An 18,023-nucleotide genomic window follows, 5' to 3' on the forward strand; every position below is an offset into this window, starting at 1 on the left:
TTTACAGTGATGTAAGGTCTTTTTTTTTGGTTTAAACTGAACAGAAATTATTGCAAATTTTAAATCAGCATCTGTGGCATCCAGAACAACTGGAATTTCTAAAACTTGCATTACTCGATGTTGTCGTGGAGAAAGAGAAAGTTCAGGAGGGTTTATTTGGAAATATTTATAAAAATAAAGACAGCTTACAAGGCTGTCTTTGTTGTTTTTATTGTAAATATTCTATTATAAACACTACTTTTAACGCTAGCATAATAAACACACAATACAAAAACATGATTACAGGAGAATTAAAAGGGCAGGTAGACAAAATATGGGAGAGTTTCTGGACAGGAGGAGTATCCAATCCATTGACTGTAATAGAGCAGTTTACCTACCTACTATTTATACGCAGATTAGATGAAACACAGTTGCTGGAGGAGAAGAAAGCAGCCATGATAAAAAAGCCAATCTCTAATGTTATCTTCACTGAAGAGCAAACAGAATTAAGATGGAATTCCTTTAAGAATAAAGAACCACAAGCTATGTTTGATTTGTTTACCAAATTGGTAGTGAATGAACTTTCTGTGTTTGAACACATGAAGCAAGTGGGTGATAAAGTGGGTGTTTTTGCTCACTACATGAAAGGAGCCACCTTTATGATTCCAACTCCTAGACTATTGGATCAAGTAGTACAGATGATTGACAAAATCAAGATGGAGGACAGAGATACCAAAGGTGATGTTTATGAATATCTACTCTCTAAAATTGCTACAGCAGGAACCAATGGGCAGTTTAGAACTCCAAGGCACATTATCAAGATGATGGTGTACATCTTACAGCCTAAAAAGGAAGATACCATGTGTGATCCCTCATCAGGAACTGCAGGATTTTTAGTAGGAGCAGGAGAATATATTCATCAAGAACACCCAGATTGGTTTCATGATAAAACCTTTAGAGAACACTTCAACAGTGCTATGTTTACAGGAATAGAGTTTGATAACACCATGTTGCGTATTGGTGCTATGAACTTACAATTGCATGGAATAGAAAACCCAAATCTTATAGGCAAAGATGCCCTGAGTGAAGGAAATGGAGACATTAGAGAGCAGTTTTCTTTAATATTTGCTAATCCTCCTTTTAAAGGCAGTTTAGATTATGATGGGGTGGAAAGTTCTATCCTGAAAGTAGTAAACACCAAGAAAACAGAATTACTCTTTTTAGGCTTGATGCTTAGAATGCTCAAAACAGGGGGAAGATGTGGCGTTATTGTACCTGATGGAGTATTGTTTGGAAGCTCTAATGCACACAAACAAATTAGAAAAGAAATTATAGAAAACCACAAGCTAGATGCTGTTATCTCTATGCCAAGTGGTGTTTTTAAACCTTATGCAGGAGTAAGTACAGCAGTTTTGTTTTTTACCAAAACAGGAACAGGTGGTACAGATAAAGTTTGGTTTTATGATATGCAAGCAGATGGCTTTAGCTTAGACGATAAAAGAGCAGAAACCAAAGACAATGATATTCCAGATATACTAGAAAGATACCATAACCTAGAAGCAGAAACCAACAGACAAAGAACAGATAAAAGTTTCCTAGTACCAGTAACTGATATTGTAGCCAATGATTGGGATTTGTCTATAAACAGATACAAAGAGGTGGTGTATGAAGAAGTAACTTATACTGCTCCAACTACCATTATTGCAGAGATCAAGGAACTGAATGCAGAAAGAGATGCAGCTTTACAAACTTTAGAAGGATTGCTTTATGAATAAAGTTGAATTACATAAAGTGTGTAAAATAAATAATGGCTACGCATTTAGAAGTGAAGACTATTTGAATAACGGAGTTCCGTTATTGCGTATTTCAAACTTTGATGATGGAGAAGTGGTTGTTAATGAAAAATCAATATACTTAAAAGAAGAATTTTTAGATACAAAATCTGATTTTATTGTTGAAAAAGGTGATATACTGATTGCATTGTCAGGTGCAACAACAGGTAAATATGGTATTTATAACTATAATTTTCCAAGTTTACTAAATCAACGAATAGGTTTAATTAAAAGTAGTTCATCAGACAAACTTAATTCAAAGTATTTTTATCATTACTTAACAATTCTAAAAGGTGAAATATTAAGAAATGCAGGTGGTGCAGCACAACCAAATATAAGTACTAAAACCATTGGAGGTCTGCAAATCCCACTACCACCCTTACCGCAACAGCAAAAAATAGCCAACATACTGGATGCAGCAGATGCACTAAGACAAAAAGACAAAGCACTACTGGCAAAGTATGATGAACTCACACAAGCTCTTTTCTTGGATATGTTTGGGGATCCAGTGAGTAATCCTAAGGGATGGGAAAAAGTTGAATTGAAGAAGATATGCTCAATTAAAAAGAAAAACATTAAACCCGAAGATATTACAGCGGGAGAAAACTATGTTGCATTAGATAGTGTTGAAAAGGTAACTGGTAATATTACAACAATATACAATGTTGAAAAAGGGGAATTAAAAAGCAATAAATTTTGGTTTGATAATTCATATATTTTATACGGTAAATTGAGACCTTATCTTAATAAGGTTGCGCTTCCAGAGTTTGAGGGTGTTTGTAGTACAGATATTATTCCTATTCAACCAATTAAAAACAGGTCTAACAGATTGTTTATTACTTCAATATTGAGACATAAAAGTTTTGTTTCATTTGCTGATGAAAGAAGTAGTGGAGCTAATTTACCAAGAATAAGCCCAACACAAGTTGAAAAATATTTAACTATTAATCCTCCACTCATTATCCAAAACCAATTTGCAGCAAGAGTTCAAGTAATAGAACACCAAAAAGCCGTAGCACAAAAGAGTTTAGAAAAATCAGAAGAGTTGTTTAATAGTCTTTTACAAAAGGCATTTAAAGGGGAATTGTTATGATAGTACATCTACCTCCAAAGAGTTTGTTTCGTTTATTTTGTTTGTTTCGTTTATTTCGTATATTTGTATTCTAAAACAAAACGATTATGAAAACAGTAAATCAAATGATCAGACCTTCAAAAATGGAGCAAAAAGCAGCTATTAAGTCCTATTCTACCTTGGTTGCTGCATTGAAACACATAAAGAAGGAAGAAACCGAAATAGAAATAGAGGAAACACAAGATAAAATTGTTATTCCATCTCGTGCATTGCAACTTTTAGGAGATATTCTAAAAGCAATGAGTGAAGGTAAATACATTTCAATTGTGCCTGTTGCAACAGAGGTTACCACCCAAAAAGCAGCAGAAATTTTGAGTTGTTCTCGTCCTCATCTAGTAAAATTGTTAGAAGATGGAGAAATAGATTTTGTAAAAGTGGGTAAACATCGCAGAATTATGTTTGAAGATGTTTTGAGATACAAACAAAAAATGAAAGAGGAACAGAAAAAGCATATCATCGATATGATGAATCAAGATGAAGAATTAGGATTGTATGATTCATAGCGTAAAATTCAAAGCCGTTTTAGATACGAATGTCATTTATCCAATTGTCATTCGTGACTTATTGTTTTGGTTTGCCTTTTATGAATTATATACACCAAAATGGAGCACCGACATTTTTAGAGAATGGAAGGATGTAATGATTAGAAAAGGGATAACAAATGAAGAAGCAGAAAAAAGAGTGCAAAGAGCTAACAATGCTTTTCCAGATGCATTAGTTCCTAATTACGAAGGTTTAATAGGAAATCTTACTTTACCAGATGAAAATGATAGACACGTTTTAGCAGCTGCTATAAAATCTAATGCCGATGTAATTGTAACTAACAATTTAAAAGATTTTCCGAAGTAATATCTAAATTCATTTAACGTAAGTGCAAAAAGTGCTGACGATTTTTTAACAGACATTATTGATTTAAATCCTGAAATTGCAATCAAAGCATTTAAAGAAATGGTTTTGAATAGAAAAAACCCAAATATGGATGAATTTCAAGTCTTAGAAAGTTTAAGAAAAGTCGAATTGATAGATACTGCAAATTATATTCATGCCCTTTTATAAAAAATAGTTAGCTATGAGCAACTTTAAGTTTCTTCAGTCAGAGTGGCAATCACTCTACAGTAAATTAAAAACAGCAGAAGAAAGGGTTTTTACAGAACCAGTTTCAACTGCCAGTTATTGTAGGTTGGTATTGGAGGAAAGCATGTACCTTATCTATGATTTGGAACATCTTGAAAAGCCTTTCAATACAGAACTTATCAATTTAATGAATGATGAAGGAGTTAAAAGCATCATCCCTTTTCAGCTGCATGAAGGATTGCACATTGTTAGAAAAACAGGAAATAATGCAGCACATTATGGGCAAAGGATTACTAATAAAGAAGCACTCATAAGTATTAGATACTGTTATGATTTTGCCAAATGGTTTGCACAAAACTATAACAAAACCATACCTGACTTACCTGCTTTTTTTGATGAAACTGTTATTCCTAAACTTGGAGAAAAGCAAAGACAATTAAAGGAATTACAACAGGAACAAGAGAATGCACATAAACTCTTATTAGAGAAAATAGCTATACTGCAACTGGAGAAGGAAACTATTATTGCTAAAGCAGAGGAAAGTGAATCTGCTTTAGAACAATATAAACAGCTAACCAAACAAGCTGTTGTAAAGCTTAAAAAACAAAAACAAGAAAGATTAATTCCTCTTACATCTGAGTTCACAGAGGCTGAAACCAGACAACATTTAATTGATGTTGATTTGAGAGAAGCAGGTTGGAATGTGTTGAATGTTGGCAGAGAGATAGAATTTCCAGTTACAGGAATGCCCATAACAGCAGATAATCCAAGAGGAAATGGCTTTGTAGATTATGTGTTTTGGGATGATAATGGAAAACCATTAGCACTCATAGAAGCAAAAAGAACTACTAAAGATGTTGAAATAGGAAAGCATCAAGCCAGTTTATATGCTAATTGTTTAGAGAAAATGACTGGTCAAAGACCTGTGATATTCTACACCACTGGCTATGAAACTAAACTGTGGGATGATACCTTTTACAGTTCACCCAGAAGAGTCTATGGTTTCTATACCAAAGAAGAGTTACAATGGTTAATCCAAAAGAGGTTAACCATAAAGGATTTAAGGAAGGCAACCATAAACACTAATATTGTAAATAGAGCCTATCAGTTTGAAGCAATAAACAGGGTTGCAGAAACCTTTGTAACTGATGGTGCCAAAGGTATTTGTGGCAACAAAAGAAGAGCCTTACTAGTTATGGCAACAGGTAGTGGCAAGACCAGAACTGCGGCTGCACTTGTAGATGTACTCTTCAAAAATAATTGGGTAAAAAGAGTATTATTTCTTGCTGATAGAAATGCACTGGTAAGACAAGCCAAGAATAATTTTAATGAGTACCTGCCTGATTTATCTTCTATAGATTTAACAGCAGAGAAAGAGAATGATACCACAAGATTAGTGTTCAGTACCTATCCAAGTATGATGAACAAGATTGACAACATTAGAACTGCAGAGGAACGATTTTATGGTGTAGGGCACTTTGATTTAATCATTGTTGATGAAGCACACAGATCCATATACAACAGGTACAAAGCAATCTTTGACTATTTTGATGCCAGTATTGTAGGATTGACAGCTACTCCAAAAGATGGAATAGATCATAATACTTTTGAGCTTTTTGGTTGTAGCAATGAAGACCCTACTTTCTTATATGAACTCCATCAAGCAGTCCCCTTATTCTTGAACCCTTATAAAAACATTGATATTACTACTAACTTTTTGAGAGAAGGAATCAAGTATAAAGACCTATCAGAAAAGGAAAAAGAGAAGTATGAAGAAACCTTTGAGGATAAAACAACAGGGTTATTCCCAGAAGAGATAAGAGCTAATGCCATGAACAAGTGGTTGTTTAATAAAGACACCGCTTTTAAAGTATTGGATGCTCTAATGCAAAATGGATTGAAGATTGAAGGAGGAGATAAACTAGGCAGAACCATTATTTTTGCAGTCAATCAAAATCATGCCAAGTTCATTGTAGAATGTTTTACGGAAAGGTACCCACAACTCCCATCAGGATTTATAGCAATGATCCATAATGAGGTATCTCATGCACAGAGTTTGATAGATTTATTTTGTGATAAATACAAAGAGAACAATCCTCAAATTGTAGTGTCTGTAGACATGATGGACACAGGTATAGATGCTGTTAGAATTCTGAATTTGGTATTCTTTAAAGTAGTTAGGTCTTATTCCAAGTTTTGGCAAATGATTGGTAGAGGAACTAGATTATGTCCTGATGTTTTTGGACCCAATCAACCTAAAGAGGAATTTTTGATATTTGATGTCTGTGGTAACTTTGACTTTTTTGAAGTTCAGAAAAAAGGTAAAGAAACATTGGTTGGCAAACCTATTACTCAGCAGATATTTGAATCTAGATTACACCTAAGCCGATTACTTGTTGAAGAAGGAGATGCAGAAGATATTGAATTGTCCAGTTCTCTCAGGGACATATTACATAAGACAATACAGCAACTGGACAGGTCAAGATTCCAAGTGTCAATGAACCTGAAACAAGTTGATGAGTTTAATGACAGATCAAGATGGAATACTCTTGACAGTAATGATGTCCATATTATAGAAGAAAATCTTTCTGACTTGCCTATTCCAGAAACTGTCAATGAAATGGCTAGGAGATTTGACCTAATGATGTTGAAATTGCAGATAGCAACTCTGATGATGTCAGGAACTCAGAAAAAATATGAAGAAACCTTAATTGATATTGCAGAAGGTTTAAGTCAAAAATATACTATTCCTGCAGTACTCAGAGCAAAACCACTGATTGAAAATATCAAGAAACAAGATTTCTATAAAGGCATTTCTCAGAAGAAATTAGACAGTGTTAGAGAAGAACTAAGAGAGCTTGTACAATACCTTGAAAGCAGTAGCAGAGCAATAATCTATACTAATCTAATAGATTCTGATATAACAGTGACATTTAATGAACCTGATATATCCTCTAATTATGGAAACTCCTACAGAAGAAGAGTAGAGAGTTTTATTAGAGAGAACAAGAACCAGTTGACCATTTCAAAGCTACTTACTAATGAGCCTATTACAGCAAAAGAATTGAAGTTGTTAGAGGAAATATTATTTAATGGAGAGGAAAGAGGCACAAGAGCAGACTTTGTAAAAGAGTTTGGGGAAGAGCCATTAGGTGTATTCATAAGAAGCATCATTGGGCTTGATGTAAAAGCAGCACAAGATGCCTTTTCAGACTTTTTACAAGCGGGAAGTTTGAGAGCAGACCAAATGACGTTTATACAAAACATCATTTCCTACTTAACTAAGAATGGAACCATAGAACCAAGTATGCTTTTTGAACCCCCATTTACAGACATGAATGACCAAGGACTTTTAGGTCTGTTTGAAGATGGAGATGCACATAAAGTTATAAGTATCATTGAGAGGATTAATGAGAATGCCTTGATAGGATAGTACATATAAAGAAGATCACAGCCTGCTATTTTTTAACCTCTTGGATGATATTAAAATTTAATTGAAGAAAAGACTTTATGTTGATAACTAAGTTTCTAAACTATGTAAAAATCGTATAATTTTGCTAAAAAATAAACCTATAAGTTGATTTAATGAAAATAATTAATACATTTGTACCCAAATTAACGGCATTCAAGTTTGGCTCTAAAGATGAGTTAGAGCGAATTCTTGCCGAGTGAATGGATACAAAACACTTATATGAGTTTTTTGAAAATCAGAAAGAGAACCTATCTTTCTTTAAAGTTAAAACTGTAAAAGAAGCGGTAAATATTACTTTAAGAGAAGTTAAACAAATACAAGAAAAACTAGTTGAAATTATTCAAAATGAAGATAAACAACTTGATGAGTTATTCCAAAATTTAAATGATAATGAATACCGCAAAACGTTATTGTCTAAACAAAAAACAAAACAGCGTTGGTTAAGACTATACGCTATCAAAATTGAACCCAATCATTATGTAATTACAGGTGGAGCAATAAAACTTGTACACAAAATGGGGCAGAGCGAATTCACAAAAAAAGAGAAAATTACAATTGAAAAATGTAGAAATTATTTGATAGAACAAGGAGTTTACGATGCAGATAGTTTTTATGAATTAATTCTTTAAAAATGAAAACCAAAAATTTAGAAAATTTCCAAAAGCTAGTTTCAAACGAACAGTCTGGTTGGTTAGATAAGTTTTTATATTATAAAGCTAATAAAAGCTGGTTAAATAAATCAGCAATGGTAGCAGTAAATGTTTTAGAGGCATTAAAAGCAAAGGGTTGGTCACAGAAGGACTTAGCTCAAAAAATGAAAGTGTCGGCACAACAAGTGAATAAAATTCTTAAAGGACAACAAAATTTAACTTTTGAAACGATCAGTAAACTTGAGACTGCGTTAGAAATTTCATTGATAGAAGTAATAGAATATAAACCAGTAGCAGAAATTAAAACTTCGGCTATTCATATAAAATCAGCTTCAATTACATTGAAAGAAGAGTTTATTGTAGTAAGTGTAAATAAAGAAACTTCTACTACATAAATACCGCAGATGAAAGTAGTACATAATAAAATGGACTATTCAGAATCTCATAACCAATATGCGATTGCAAGGTACTGGAAAGAAACAAAAAGATATATAGTTTAGTATTAAAGGTATAAAGACTGAACAATTTGCTTTGTTTGAAGAAAATCATCTTGATAAAGGCAAAATTAATTTACAGACCAATTTATCTTATGGTTTAAATACTGAGGAAAGAGATTTCATAACTTCAATCAAATTTACTTTTGAAATGAAAAAGAAGCCTTTCATCACGATTCAATTAAATTGTAATTTTGAGATTGGAGTAGAATCTTTCAATGATTTAGTTGTTGATGGTAAAATTATTATACCAAGTTGGTTTATAGCACACGTGGCAATGATAACAGTGGGTAGTTCAAGAGGAATTCTACATTCTAAAACGGAAGGAACAATTTTTAATAAATACAGCTTACCCACCAGAAATGTTGCTGAAATGATTCCTGTAGATGCAATTTTTGATTATAAATATTAATAAAAAGGCATACAATTCGGTAACATAAAAAAAATAGAATAACGTAAAGTCTTGATTTTAATGCTAATCACACTCCTTGGTTCGAGCCCAAGTCCATATAGCTTTCGGGAGGAGCTTTTACAAAAAGACTTTACAGCAATGTAATGTCTTTTTAAAAATCGCTAAACCCTACTTTTTTTTCCATAGAAATTATTTACACTATTTAATCACTTGTATTAAAATTGATATTTTCTACATATAATTACTTAACTCTAAGTAGTACTACATTAAATCATATATTTAATCTTTCACTAAATAGATGCTTTCCAAACAAGGACATTTTTTGTAAAAGATTTTAAATTTTATATATTTATAATCGAAAACTCAATTAACCTATTCATAAAACAATTATTATGGAATAATTCTCATTTTCAATACTTGTTTTAACGCTATTAACTAATTACCACTTAACCAAAACAATATGAACCAACCTTGTATTAAAAAAATTCGATTTAGTGTCTTTCTTGTATTTTTCATAACGCTTTCCACTGCCATAGGATATGCTCAAAAAAAGAATGTAAAGAATAAAACAGCAGCACCTTTTGTTTCTGATAGTGTATTCAATGCTCTTAAATGGAGAAATATTGGTCCCTTTCGATCGGGAAGATCCCTAGCAGTAGCAGGACATGCAGACCATCCGTTAACCTATTATTTTGGTTCAACTGGTGGCGGAGTTTGGAAAACTATTGATGGTGGAAATGATTGGCTTCCTATTTCTGACAGCATCTTCAAATCGTCAGCTGTTGGCGCAATTACAGTTGCTCCGTCTGATGCTAATGTAGTTTATGTAGGCATGGGTGAAGCCGATATGCGATCTAATATTTCTTTTGGTGATGGAATGTACAAATCCGTAAATGGAGGAAAAACATGGTCTAAAATAGGACTAGAAAAAGCAGATGCCATAGCGAATATAGAAGTGCATCCCACAGATGCTACTATCGTTTTTGCAGCAGCAATGGGTAATCCTTTTAAGTCTAATCCTGAAAGAGGCGTTTATCGCAGTAAAGATGGTGGGAAAACATGGCAATTAGTGTTGTCAAAAGATGAGAATACAGGCGCAATGTGTGTTCGTATTGATCCCAGCAATCCACGAATAGTGTATGCAACGCTGTGGGAAGGATACCGTAATGGGCACTCTATGTCATCCGGTGGAAAAGGTTCTGGAATGTATAAATCTATTGATGGCGGTGACACTTGGAAATCCCTAAACGAAAAACCAGGAATGCCTGTTGGAATGCTCGGGAAAATGGGTATCGCGGTCTCTCCAGTAAATTCTAATCGTTTGTATGCTTTAATTGAAAATACAAAAGGAGGTCTTTATCGTTCTGATGATGCCGGTGAACATTGGGAATTAATTAATGAAGATAAAAATCTTTGGCAGCGCCCCTGGTATTACATGAATTTACAAACCGATCCCAAAAATGAAAATGGTTTAATAGTATTGAATGTTAACGCTTGGAAAACTTTTGATGGAGGTAAAAGCTTTAAAAAAATAAATGTGCGACACGGAGATACGCATGATGTATGGATAAACCCTAAAAATCCAGATAACTTTATTATTGGTGATGATGGCGGCGGAGAAGTTACCTTCAACGGAGGGGAAACATTCACCGAAATAGACACGCCAACCGCGCAATTTTATCACGTATCAGTTGACAATGAATTTCCATATAATATTTATGGCGCGCAACAAGATAATTCTTCGGTACGAATTGCTTCAAGAACAAGTGGTAATAGTATAGGCACGGAATCATGGTATCCAGTTGCAGGTGGTGAAGCAGGCTATATTCAAGCTGACCCTAACAACGCTGATATTACTTATGGTGGCGAATATGATGGTCAGTTAAGCTCGCATAACAAAAAAACGGGCCAAAGCAAAGACATCTCTCCTTACCCAGAATCAAATATAGGAGCACCATCAAATGCAAAAAAATATCGTTTTCAATGGACGTACCCTATTGTTTTCTCTCCTCATAATCCAAAAAGAATGTACGTTACTTCTCAAGTTGTACACGTAACGGAAGACCAAGGAAATTCTTTTGAGATTATTAGCCCTGATTTATCAAGGAATGACCCCAAAACTACCGGTGAAACTGGTGGGCCAATAACCAAAGATCAAACTGGAGCAGAAGTTTATGCTACTATATTTACACTTTCAGAATCTCCTTTAGAAAAAGGTGTTATATGGACAGGTTCCGATGATGGTCTGGTTCATATTACGAAAAATGATGGTGGGAAATGGGAGAACATATCCCTACCAAATTCAGTATTACCTGAGTTTTCCTTAATCAGTATGATTCATACTTCGGAACATGAAAAAGGGAAAGCCTATTTAACTGCCAATAAATACATGTACGGTGATCGTACACCGTATATGTTTAAAACAGTCGATTATGGAAAAAATTGGACCAAAATAACCAATGGAATCCCATCTGATGAATATTGTCGAGTATTGCGCGAAGACCCTAATAAAGCTGGATTATTGTTTGCCGGAACCGAGAGAGGAGTCTATGTGTCTTTTAATGATGGAGACTCTTGGCAAAAACTAAACCTAAATCTTCCAATTACCCCTATTCGTGATTTACAAATTCAAAAAAGAGAAAAGGATTTAATTGTAGCTACGCATGGACGTGCCTTTTGGGTGCTGGATGACATAACGCCACTTTATGAAATAAAAGACAAAACTATTAAAGAGGACAAATACCTTTTCAAGCCTCGCGCCGCTTATAGGATGAAAGGCGGACAAAGTACAGAAACTAATACTGGAACCAATGCACCTAATGGGGCGATTGTACGCTATTATTTCAAAAAGAAGCCTTCATCTGAAATAAAATTACAGTTTTTGACACAAAAAGGAGATACGATTATCACCTACTCTTCTACAAAAAATTTGAAAGGGGAGCCAATGAAAATAGCCAAAGAATTTTTTCAAGATACCAAAAAAGAGCAGCCCGGTTTTATCTCCGCAAAAGCAGGTATGAATGCATTTGTATGGAATATGCGTTATCCAAATGCCACTGCTGTTGAGGGAACTAATATAATGTGGGCAGGATCTGGTGAAGGCGCCAAAGTTGTTCCGGGGAATTATATCGTTCGATTGATTGAAGACAAAACAATTATTGCAGAATCACCAATTGAAATAAAACTAGATCCAAGAGTTACTGTAAGTGAGGCTGATTTAAAAGAGCAATTTGACTTACACCAAAAAGTGAACAAAAAGGTAAATGAAGCGCATATCGCTATTAACCAAATCCGAAAAATCCGCACGCAAATTAATGGCTATATCGCTGCGGTAAAAGATACTGTTGTCGTGAATCAAATGAAAAAAATGACAAAATTGACCTTGGAAAATCTGGATAAAGTAGAAGCAACATTAATGCAGCCTAAAGCAAAAGCGCCGCAAGATGTATTGGCGTATCCAATTCAATTAAATGATAAAATGGCCGGATTGGGATCCAATATTTCCTCGTCGGAGTCAAAACCAACACGAAATGCTTACGTTGTTTATGACGATTTAGCAACTAAAATAGATATGGAAATCAAAAAAATAAATGACATTATTGAAAAAGATGTTAAGGAGTTTAATGCTTTTGTCATGAAACAGCAAATTCCGGCTATTATTTTAGAAAAAGAAGTATTCTAAATGAAACTTGATTTTTAATAAACGTCAAGTTTCCAGAATAATAAAAAGGGTAGAAAATATAGATTTTTCTGCCCTTTAAAAAAAGTTAACCATACCCTTTCCTGTGCGTTGCATTATTACATTGCCATTATTTGATTTTAGTAAAAATTAGAATCATTCGCCTGAACAAAAATCCATTTTTCATCACTGTTGAATTTAAGTACATTTGTGTTCCTTGCACCGTTATTGTGTCCCTATCGACGAAAAATATTTACTCCCTCAGCATCTCGAGGCAAATGATAAATTTCCCCAATTACGGGTTCAAATGAGAATTTAGAATTACACACTAATTTATTCCATTCGTCTTCCTGTCTCAAAGCTTGTATTGAATTTTTAAGTCGTTGAACTTATTTTCAAGCTCTTTATTTACTTTAAGAATGTCTGCATTTTCTAAGAAACCACATCATCAACTCGCATTATTAGTACTTCAACATTAGTAGTAATGGGCAATATAAAGTAGTGACAAATTTAATTTTAAACCGTATTTTGTTAACATTGGTTTATAGTAATATTGATATTTTGTGATTTTATCTGCCTGTAATGAAACCGCTAGTTTCAAGCTATAAAAAGTAAGGTCTACGTTAATAATTTAAAAACGTATTCCAAAATGATTAATAAAGTAAAATATTCAGAGTCTCGATCGCTATCGGGATTAATTGTAGCCCAAGTCCCGATAGATATTGGGAGCATTTTAAAAAAACTTTACGACAATCAAAGCTCTTTTCTTGCGATTAAAGCAACTGAAATATTTTTACTCGATCTTCTATTCACAAGTATAATTTTTCTATGCTTATCCAAACATTCAGCCTTATAAAACTCTAAGTTATTTTTGTAGTAGTAGTACTGCCCAAATTAAAAGGATAATCTAATTATACCTTACTGAAAACAATTACAAAAAAAATAGTAAAAAAATCTTAAAAAGTTTTTGCCATTTTTAAATAAACTTAATTATTTTTATATATTTGTTTATTAATCAGACCGTTATGATTTTTGAGATCATTCAAATACTAACTGAAGATGTTAATCGGTATCTATCTGATATTGGTTTAGAGAAATCTATTGTTGCAGAAAATATTGCTTTTCTAGAATCTCAAAATGAAACTGTTGCTAAAATTTTAGATGATAAAGTAGCTTTGACATTGATAAATATTAATGAAGAAGCGACTCTTAAAAATTTCCCAAATCACACTTACGAAGGCACAAAGACAATTTACAAAAACAGTATTATTCATTTAAACCTATTTATTCTTTTTAGTGCCAATAGAAACAACTATGCAAATTCTCTAAATGATATTTCAAAAATTATAGAGTTTTTTCAAGGAAAAAAATTATTTACGCAAGCCAATACCATTTACAATAGAAGTAATGTTGCAATGGGCAACGTCGAGAACTTTCGCTTTACGGTTTTCCCGCGTTAGCAGTTTTTTTCGATTCAATAGATAAAAAAAAACCGTACCACAGCTTACAAATAGAAAAAATAGCTATCGAATTTTTTATAGATCCTAATCTTGAATTTGATGGTTTTAAACAGCAAATGATGAAAAATATCATTCAGCAAATTGACGAAGAAATCAGTAAAAAAACTCTTGATGATAATGATTATAAATTGGTTACCAATAAAGAAAAAGGCATTAAAGAATTTTTTCATTTTCTAGAAACGGGAGCAGCTGCTTGGTGGAACATTGATAAAACTGCATTCATTTCTGATGATGTTGCTGCATTTCAGGAAATTTTAAAACACAAAGATTTTACTTCCCAATTAATAAATGCTCTTAAAAAACCAGTTGTACGATCGCGGTTTATAAAACAATTTAATGATGATCAAATACTGCTTATTATTAATAAAGGGCTGTTACATAAATCTAGTAACAAAGATAACAATGCGATAATAGCCCGAATTGAAAAAACAAAAAAAAGTATTAATGACACAAAATTAACTTTGAATCAAAGGTTTTTGTTTTGGGAAATTATAATTCTTACTCTCTTGGACAGCAATGAAAATGTTGCAAAACAAAAACTGTTTCATTTACTTAATGACGCTATAACATTTGATAAAAAGTACAACCCATTTTTGCTTACAAAAGAAATTAATATTCAATTGGAAAAAAAATCAGTTTTAGAAGCACTAAGCACTTTTACCGATGAGATTTTAAATATTGAAAAAAAAATAGAAGAAACTATTTCGAACCAAAGTTGGATTGAAGGTGAACAAGAAGACTTTGTAAATAAATTTTCAAATTCAGATTTATCAAGTGCGGATCGCAATATTCTTGAAGATAAATACGACGAAACTGATTTGCAAAATAAAAAAGCAAATTTAGAACAGGACGAACGAAAAAATTTATTAGACTCAAAACAGGTAAACGACACTGTTCTAAATGATCTTGAATACGACCAAATTTTTGATCATTATATTGACAATGCTGGTCTAATATTGATTCATCCATTTTTAAAACATCTATTCGATAATTGCCATTTGTTCGACAAAAGTAACGAGATCAGGAATCCAGAAGTTGCTGCACATTTATTGCATTATGTGGCCACAGGACGTGAACAAGATTATGAACACACAATGGTTTTTGAGAAATTTTTATGCAATATCCCTATAAATCAGCCTATTGATAGAAACATTCTTTTACCAGAAAAATATAAGACTGAGGCCCGCGAAATGCTTCGGTCCGTATTAATTAATTGGGACAAAATGAAGAATTCATCTGTAGAATTACTACAAAATGAATTTTTACAACGACCAGGCAAAATAACGTTAAAGGATGGTGAAAGCCCTAAAATAATTATTGAAAGAAAAACGCAAGATATTTTGTTGGACAACTTAAGTTGGAATATCAGTATTGTCAAAATAGCTTGGAAAAAAAGAATCATCTACACCGATTGGTAATTGTCTAAAATTATATGAAGTTTCTGGGCACTGAAAGTTATTGCAAAAGAGATTAACTATGAATATTGAACCTACCCTTTTGCTCAAAAAAAGACCTTAACGAAAATAGTAAATTGGCGCACCAAATTGGTTATAGTCATATCGCTGGCGCAAGAAAGTATAGAATTGACATTGTACAAGCAATAGAGTATAGACTTTTTAAACTATTCCCATATTGGTACAAGCAAATAAATATTGCTTTAGAAAAAGAAAGAGTAATTGAAAACAAAACTCTTCAATTTATTTAACGAAAGTAGGTTGATAAAAACTATGAATAAATTATCAATGCCAAATGGTAAAATAATAAATAATCAGGAGAGAATTTGAACAAAAAAAACCAGCCAAACGCTCCTCTTCTACTTTTTTTGCACCAAAAATTCAAAAAAAACTACCTAGAAGTAGTGTTCTTTGAGTAGATTATGATCTTAAAGACAACTATTGAAGGAACATTAAATTGTAAAATTTTATTACGTAAAGTATCAACACTAATCTAAATGTGATTAAAATAATTAATGAATAAATATAAATAGCAGATAATTCATCATTCAGCCATTCGATACAAATATTAACTTTAAAACCTTTAATCATGCAAAAAACATTCTACCAAAAAGAGCTGCTCATTAAAGCAACGCAACAAAGAAGAGGAGTAAACAACAACAAGAAAGACATTGAAAAAATTCAGTCTTGGCTTAGTCTATTCTCAATGCAAAATCCAAGTTCTGGAACCGCCACCGGAATTGATGGTGATTTTGGCCCAGCAACCGAGCGAGCTGTAATGAATTTTCAAAAAACAAAAAGTATATCACAAACAGGTATTGTTAATCAAGCATTGTTTGATTTACTCGCTTCACCAATGAAAAAAGCGTTTACGGGAACGATTTCCGGAAACAATCTTAGAGAGCTGGTGATAAATGTGGCAAAAAATCATTTGATGAATAACCCTTTTGAATTGGTCATCAAACAACAAAGTAATTCGGGACCGTGGGTTCGCTCTTACATGGACGGTCACGAAGGAACTCCATGGTTTTGGTGTATGGGTTTTGTGCAAGCCATTGTAGACCAAGCGGCTTCAATTCAAGGTAAAAACTTCAAAAATTTAATGCCTTTAACCTACAGTTGCGATACAGTAGGAACTACAGGCCTTCAGAAAAATATACTAACACGATTTCAAGTTGCACGCAACAATCCTGCATTAATTAAACCAGGCGATATATTTTTACTGCAAAAATCACTAAACGATTGGACACATACAGGCATTGTTATAGCCGTAACTGGCGATGTAATTGAAACCATAGAAGGCAACACAAACGGTGCTGGATCTTCTAATGGTAACGCAGTAGTGAACAGAATAAGAAATTTCAAACAAGCAAAACTTGATTTTTTCTCCATCCAGTCATTAGTGTAAAAAATGGAAAACGTATTTATTTATTTAAAAGAATAGCTCGAATAATAACTTGATATGGTTTTTCTAATTGAAAAACCAGTCACTGAAACCAGTAACCAAAAAAAGCAGTCAAGGCATTATAAACCAATTAATCCAGCAAAATGATTTGTCTAACAATGCTATTTTATTACTAGGATTGTCATCAGTGCCAAATATTCAGCCCAATTTTCTAAGCTCGATTGTGGCTGAATATTTACCAAATGGAGGCGAAATTAGCGAGTTTGGGGGTGCAAAATCAAAAAATCATCGAGGCATTTTGCCAACAGCTGAAACCGCTCAATTTATTATTGCTGGAAATAATTTAGAGGAACGAACCGAATTCTATGATTTTTTCTGTAATCATTCTTTTCTTCTCCAAAAAGGAAACATAAAATTAAATTCTGTACCAATTTGTGAACCAAAAATGAGTGGGCTGCTTTTTTTAGATGAGAAAGTTGAAAGCACTTTCTAAAAAATATGATATCACTGGCGCTAACATTGTTAATATTATCCAATATGCATGTTTAAAAACCTTGGAAGAAAAAAACAAAACGATACAACTTAAACATTTCATTCAAGGAATTAAAAAAGAATACATCAAAGATGGAAAGATTATGTGATTCATCATTTAGTAGAGAAAAAAATATTTTTGTGAATATTAAACCATCTATAATTCCTCTTATTTCTTGTTTAGAATACAACAACGATTTATCAGAGTAAAAGATTATAAATTAAAAAAATGAATATCCTTTCCGCTCAGAATTATTATTCCAGATATTTCAAAATACCATTTTGCAGAAAACATCAATCAAAAACTCAATCCACTATTCCAGGCACTGTTAATTCTAAGCAAAACTTAGTAGACACCTACTGTTTTAATCTCTCTTTTACTATCTTTA

General features: G+C 32.9%; 13 protein-coding genes. All 13 read left to right on the top strand.

Features of this window, described 5'->3' with window-relative positions:
* Positions 1–50 precede the first annotated feature (50 nt).
* The 13 genes from BUB42_RS14500 to BUB42_RS14565 all read left to right on the top strand — a co-directional run bounded on the left by BUB42_RS14500 (position 51) and on the right by BUB42_RS14565 (position 17,596).
* On the top strand, positions 51–1,754 hold the full coding sequence (locus BUB42_RS14500) for a type I restriction-modification system subunit M (protein ID WP_244533939.1): 1,704 nt from the start codon (positions 51–53) through the stop codon (positions 1,752–1,754).
* On the top strand, positions 1,747–2,904 hold the full coding sequence (locus BUB42_RS14505) for a restriction endonuclease subunit S (protein ID WP_073021645.1): 1,158 nt from the start codon (positions 1,747–1,749) through the stop codon (positions 2,902–2,904). The genes BUB42_RS14500 and BUB42_RS14505 overlap by 8 nt, the downstream gene beginning before the upstream one ends.
* 86 nt (positions 2,905–2,990) lie before the next feature.
* Positions 2,991–3,446: an excisionase family DNA-binding protein gene (locus BUB42_RS14510; RefSeq protein WP_073021646.1), complete on the top strand. Its 456-nt coding sequence runs from the start codon at positions 2,991–2,993 to the stop codon at positions 3,444–3,446.
* On the top strand, positions 3,436–3,792 hold the full coding sequence (locus tag BUB42_RS16605) for a PIN domain-containing protein (RefSeq protein WP_211517691.1): 357 nt from the start codon (positions 3,436–3,438) through the stop codon (positions 3,790–3,792). Before BUB42_RS14510 ends, BUB42_RS16605 begins: the two co-directional genes overlap by 11 nt.
* Before the next feature lie 220 nt (positions 3,793–4,012).
* On the top strand, positions 4,013–7,450 hold the full coding sequence (locus tag BUB42_RS14520) for a DEAD/DEAH box helicase family protein (RefSeq protein WP_073021648.1): 3,438 nt from the start codon (positions 4,013–4,015) through the stop codon (positions 7,448–7,450).
* 239 nt (positions 7,451–7,689) lie between these two features.
* Positions 7,690–8,118 (top strand): hypothetical protein, encoded by a 429-nt coding sequence (locus BUB42_RS14525; RefSeq protein WP_073021650.1) that lies wholly within the window; start codon positions 7,690–7,692, stop codon positions 8,116–8,118.
* A 2-nt stretch (positions 8,119–8,120) separates the two neighbouring features.
* Complete coding sequence (locus tag BUB42_RS14530) at positions 8,121–8,534, top strand: helix-turn-helix domain-containing protein (RefSeq protein WP_073021652.1); 414 nt, start codon at positions 8,121–8,123, stop codon at positions 8,532–8,534.
* A gap of 250 nt (positions 8,535–8,784) precedes the next feature.
* Positions 8,785–9,045 carry a hypothetical protein gene (locus tag BUB42_RS14535; protein WP_170857241.1) on the top strand — a complete coding sequence of 87 codons (261 nt, stop codon included), beginning with the start codon at positions 8,785–8,787 and terminating at the stop codon, positions 9,043–9,045.
* A 460-nt stretch (positions 9,046–9,505) separates the two neighbouring features.
* Positions 9,506–12,727 carry a WD40/YVTN/BNR-like repeat-containing protein gene (locus BUB42_RS14540; RefSeq protein ID WP_073021655.1) on the top strand — a complete coding sequence of 1,074 codons (3,222 nt, stop codon included), beginning with the start codon at positions 9,506–9,508 and terminating at the stop codon, positions 12,725–12,727.
* 1,022 nt (positions 12,728–13,749) lie between these two features.
* Entirely contained in the window at positions 13,750–14,184 is a 435-nt protein-coding gene (locus tag BUB42_RS14550; RefSeq protein ID WP_084118355.1) for a Pvc16 family protein, read from the top strand.
* Positions 14,185–14,201: 17 nt separating this feature from the next.
* Positions 14,202–15,662 (top strand): contractile injection system tape measure protein, encoded by a 1,461-nt coding sequence (locus tag BUB42_RS14555; protein ID WP_244533941.1) that lies wholly within the window; start codon positions 14,202–14,204, stop codon positions 15,660–15,662.
* Between the two features lie 625 nt (positions 15,663–16,287).
* Positions 16,288–17,106, top strand: coding sequence for a peptidoglycan-binding protein (locus tag BUB42_RS14560; RefSeq protein ID WP_073021659.1), 819 nt, complete (start codon positions 16,288–16,290; stop codon positions 17,104–17,106).
* 67 nt (positions 17,107–17,173) lie between these two features.
* On the top strand, positions 17,174–17,596 hold the full coding sequence (locus tag BUB42_RS14565; protein WP_073021661.1) for a hypothetical protein: 423 nt from the start codon (positions 17,174–17,176) through the stop codon (positions 17,594–17,596).
* Positions 17,597–18,023 lie beyond the last annotated feature (427 nt).

The organism is Flavobacterium micromati (assembly GCF_900129585.1).
In the GTDB taxonomy this organism is placed as follows: domain Bacteria; phylum Bacteroidota; class Bacteroidia; order Flavobacteriales; family Flavobacteriaceae; genus Flavobacterium; species Flavobacterium micromati.

Coding starts and splice junctions, on each gene's coding strand:
- BUB42_RS14540 (WP_073021655.1), top strand. CDS start 9,506: ATGAACCAACCTTGTATTAAAAAAATTCGATTTAGTGTCTTTCTTGTA.
- BUB42_RS16605 (WP_211517691.1), top strand. CDS start 3,436: ATGATTCATAGCGTAAAATTCAAAGCCGTTTTAGATACGAATGTCATT.
- BUB42_RS14530 (WP_073021652.1), top strand. CDS start 8,121: ATGAAAACCAAAAATTTAGAAAATTTCCAAAAGCTAGTTTCAAACGAA.
- BUB42_RS14505 (WP_073021645.1), top strand. CDS start 1,747: ATGAATAAAGTTGAATTACATAAAGTGTGTAAAATAAATAATGGCTAC.
- BUB42_RS14520 (WP_073021648.1), top strand. CDS start 4,013: ATGAGCAACTTTAAGTTTCTTCAGTCAGAGTGGCAATCACTCTACAGT.
- BUB42_RS14510 (WP_073021646.1), top strand. CDS start 2,991: ATGAAAACAGTAAATCAAATGATCAGACCTTCAAAAATGGAGCAAAAA.
- BUB42_RS14550 (WP_084118355.1), top strand. CDS start 13,750: ATGATTTTTGAGATCATTCAAATACTAACTGAAGATGTTAATCGGTAT.
- BUB42_RS14535 (WP_170857241.1), top strand. CDS start 8,785: ATGAAAAAGAAGCCTTTCATCACGATTCAATTAAATTGTAATTTTGAG.
- BUB42_RS14525 (WP_073021650.1), top strand. CDS start 7,690: ATGGATACAAAACACTTATATGAGTTTTTTGAAAATCAGAAAGAGAAC.
- BUB42_RS14560 (WP_073021659.1), top strand. CDS start 16,288: ATGCAAAAAACATTCTACCAAAAAGAGCTGCTCATTAAAGCAACGCAA.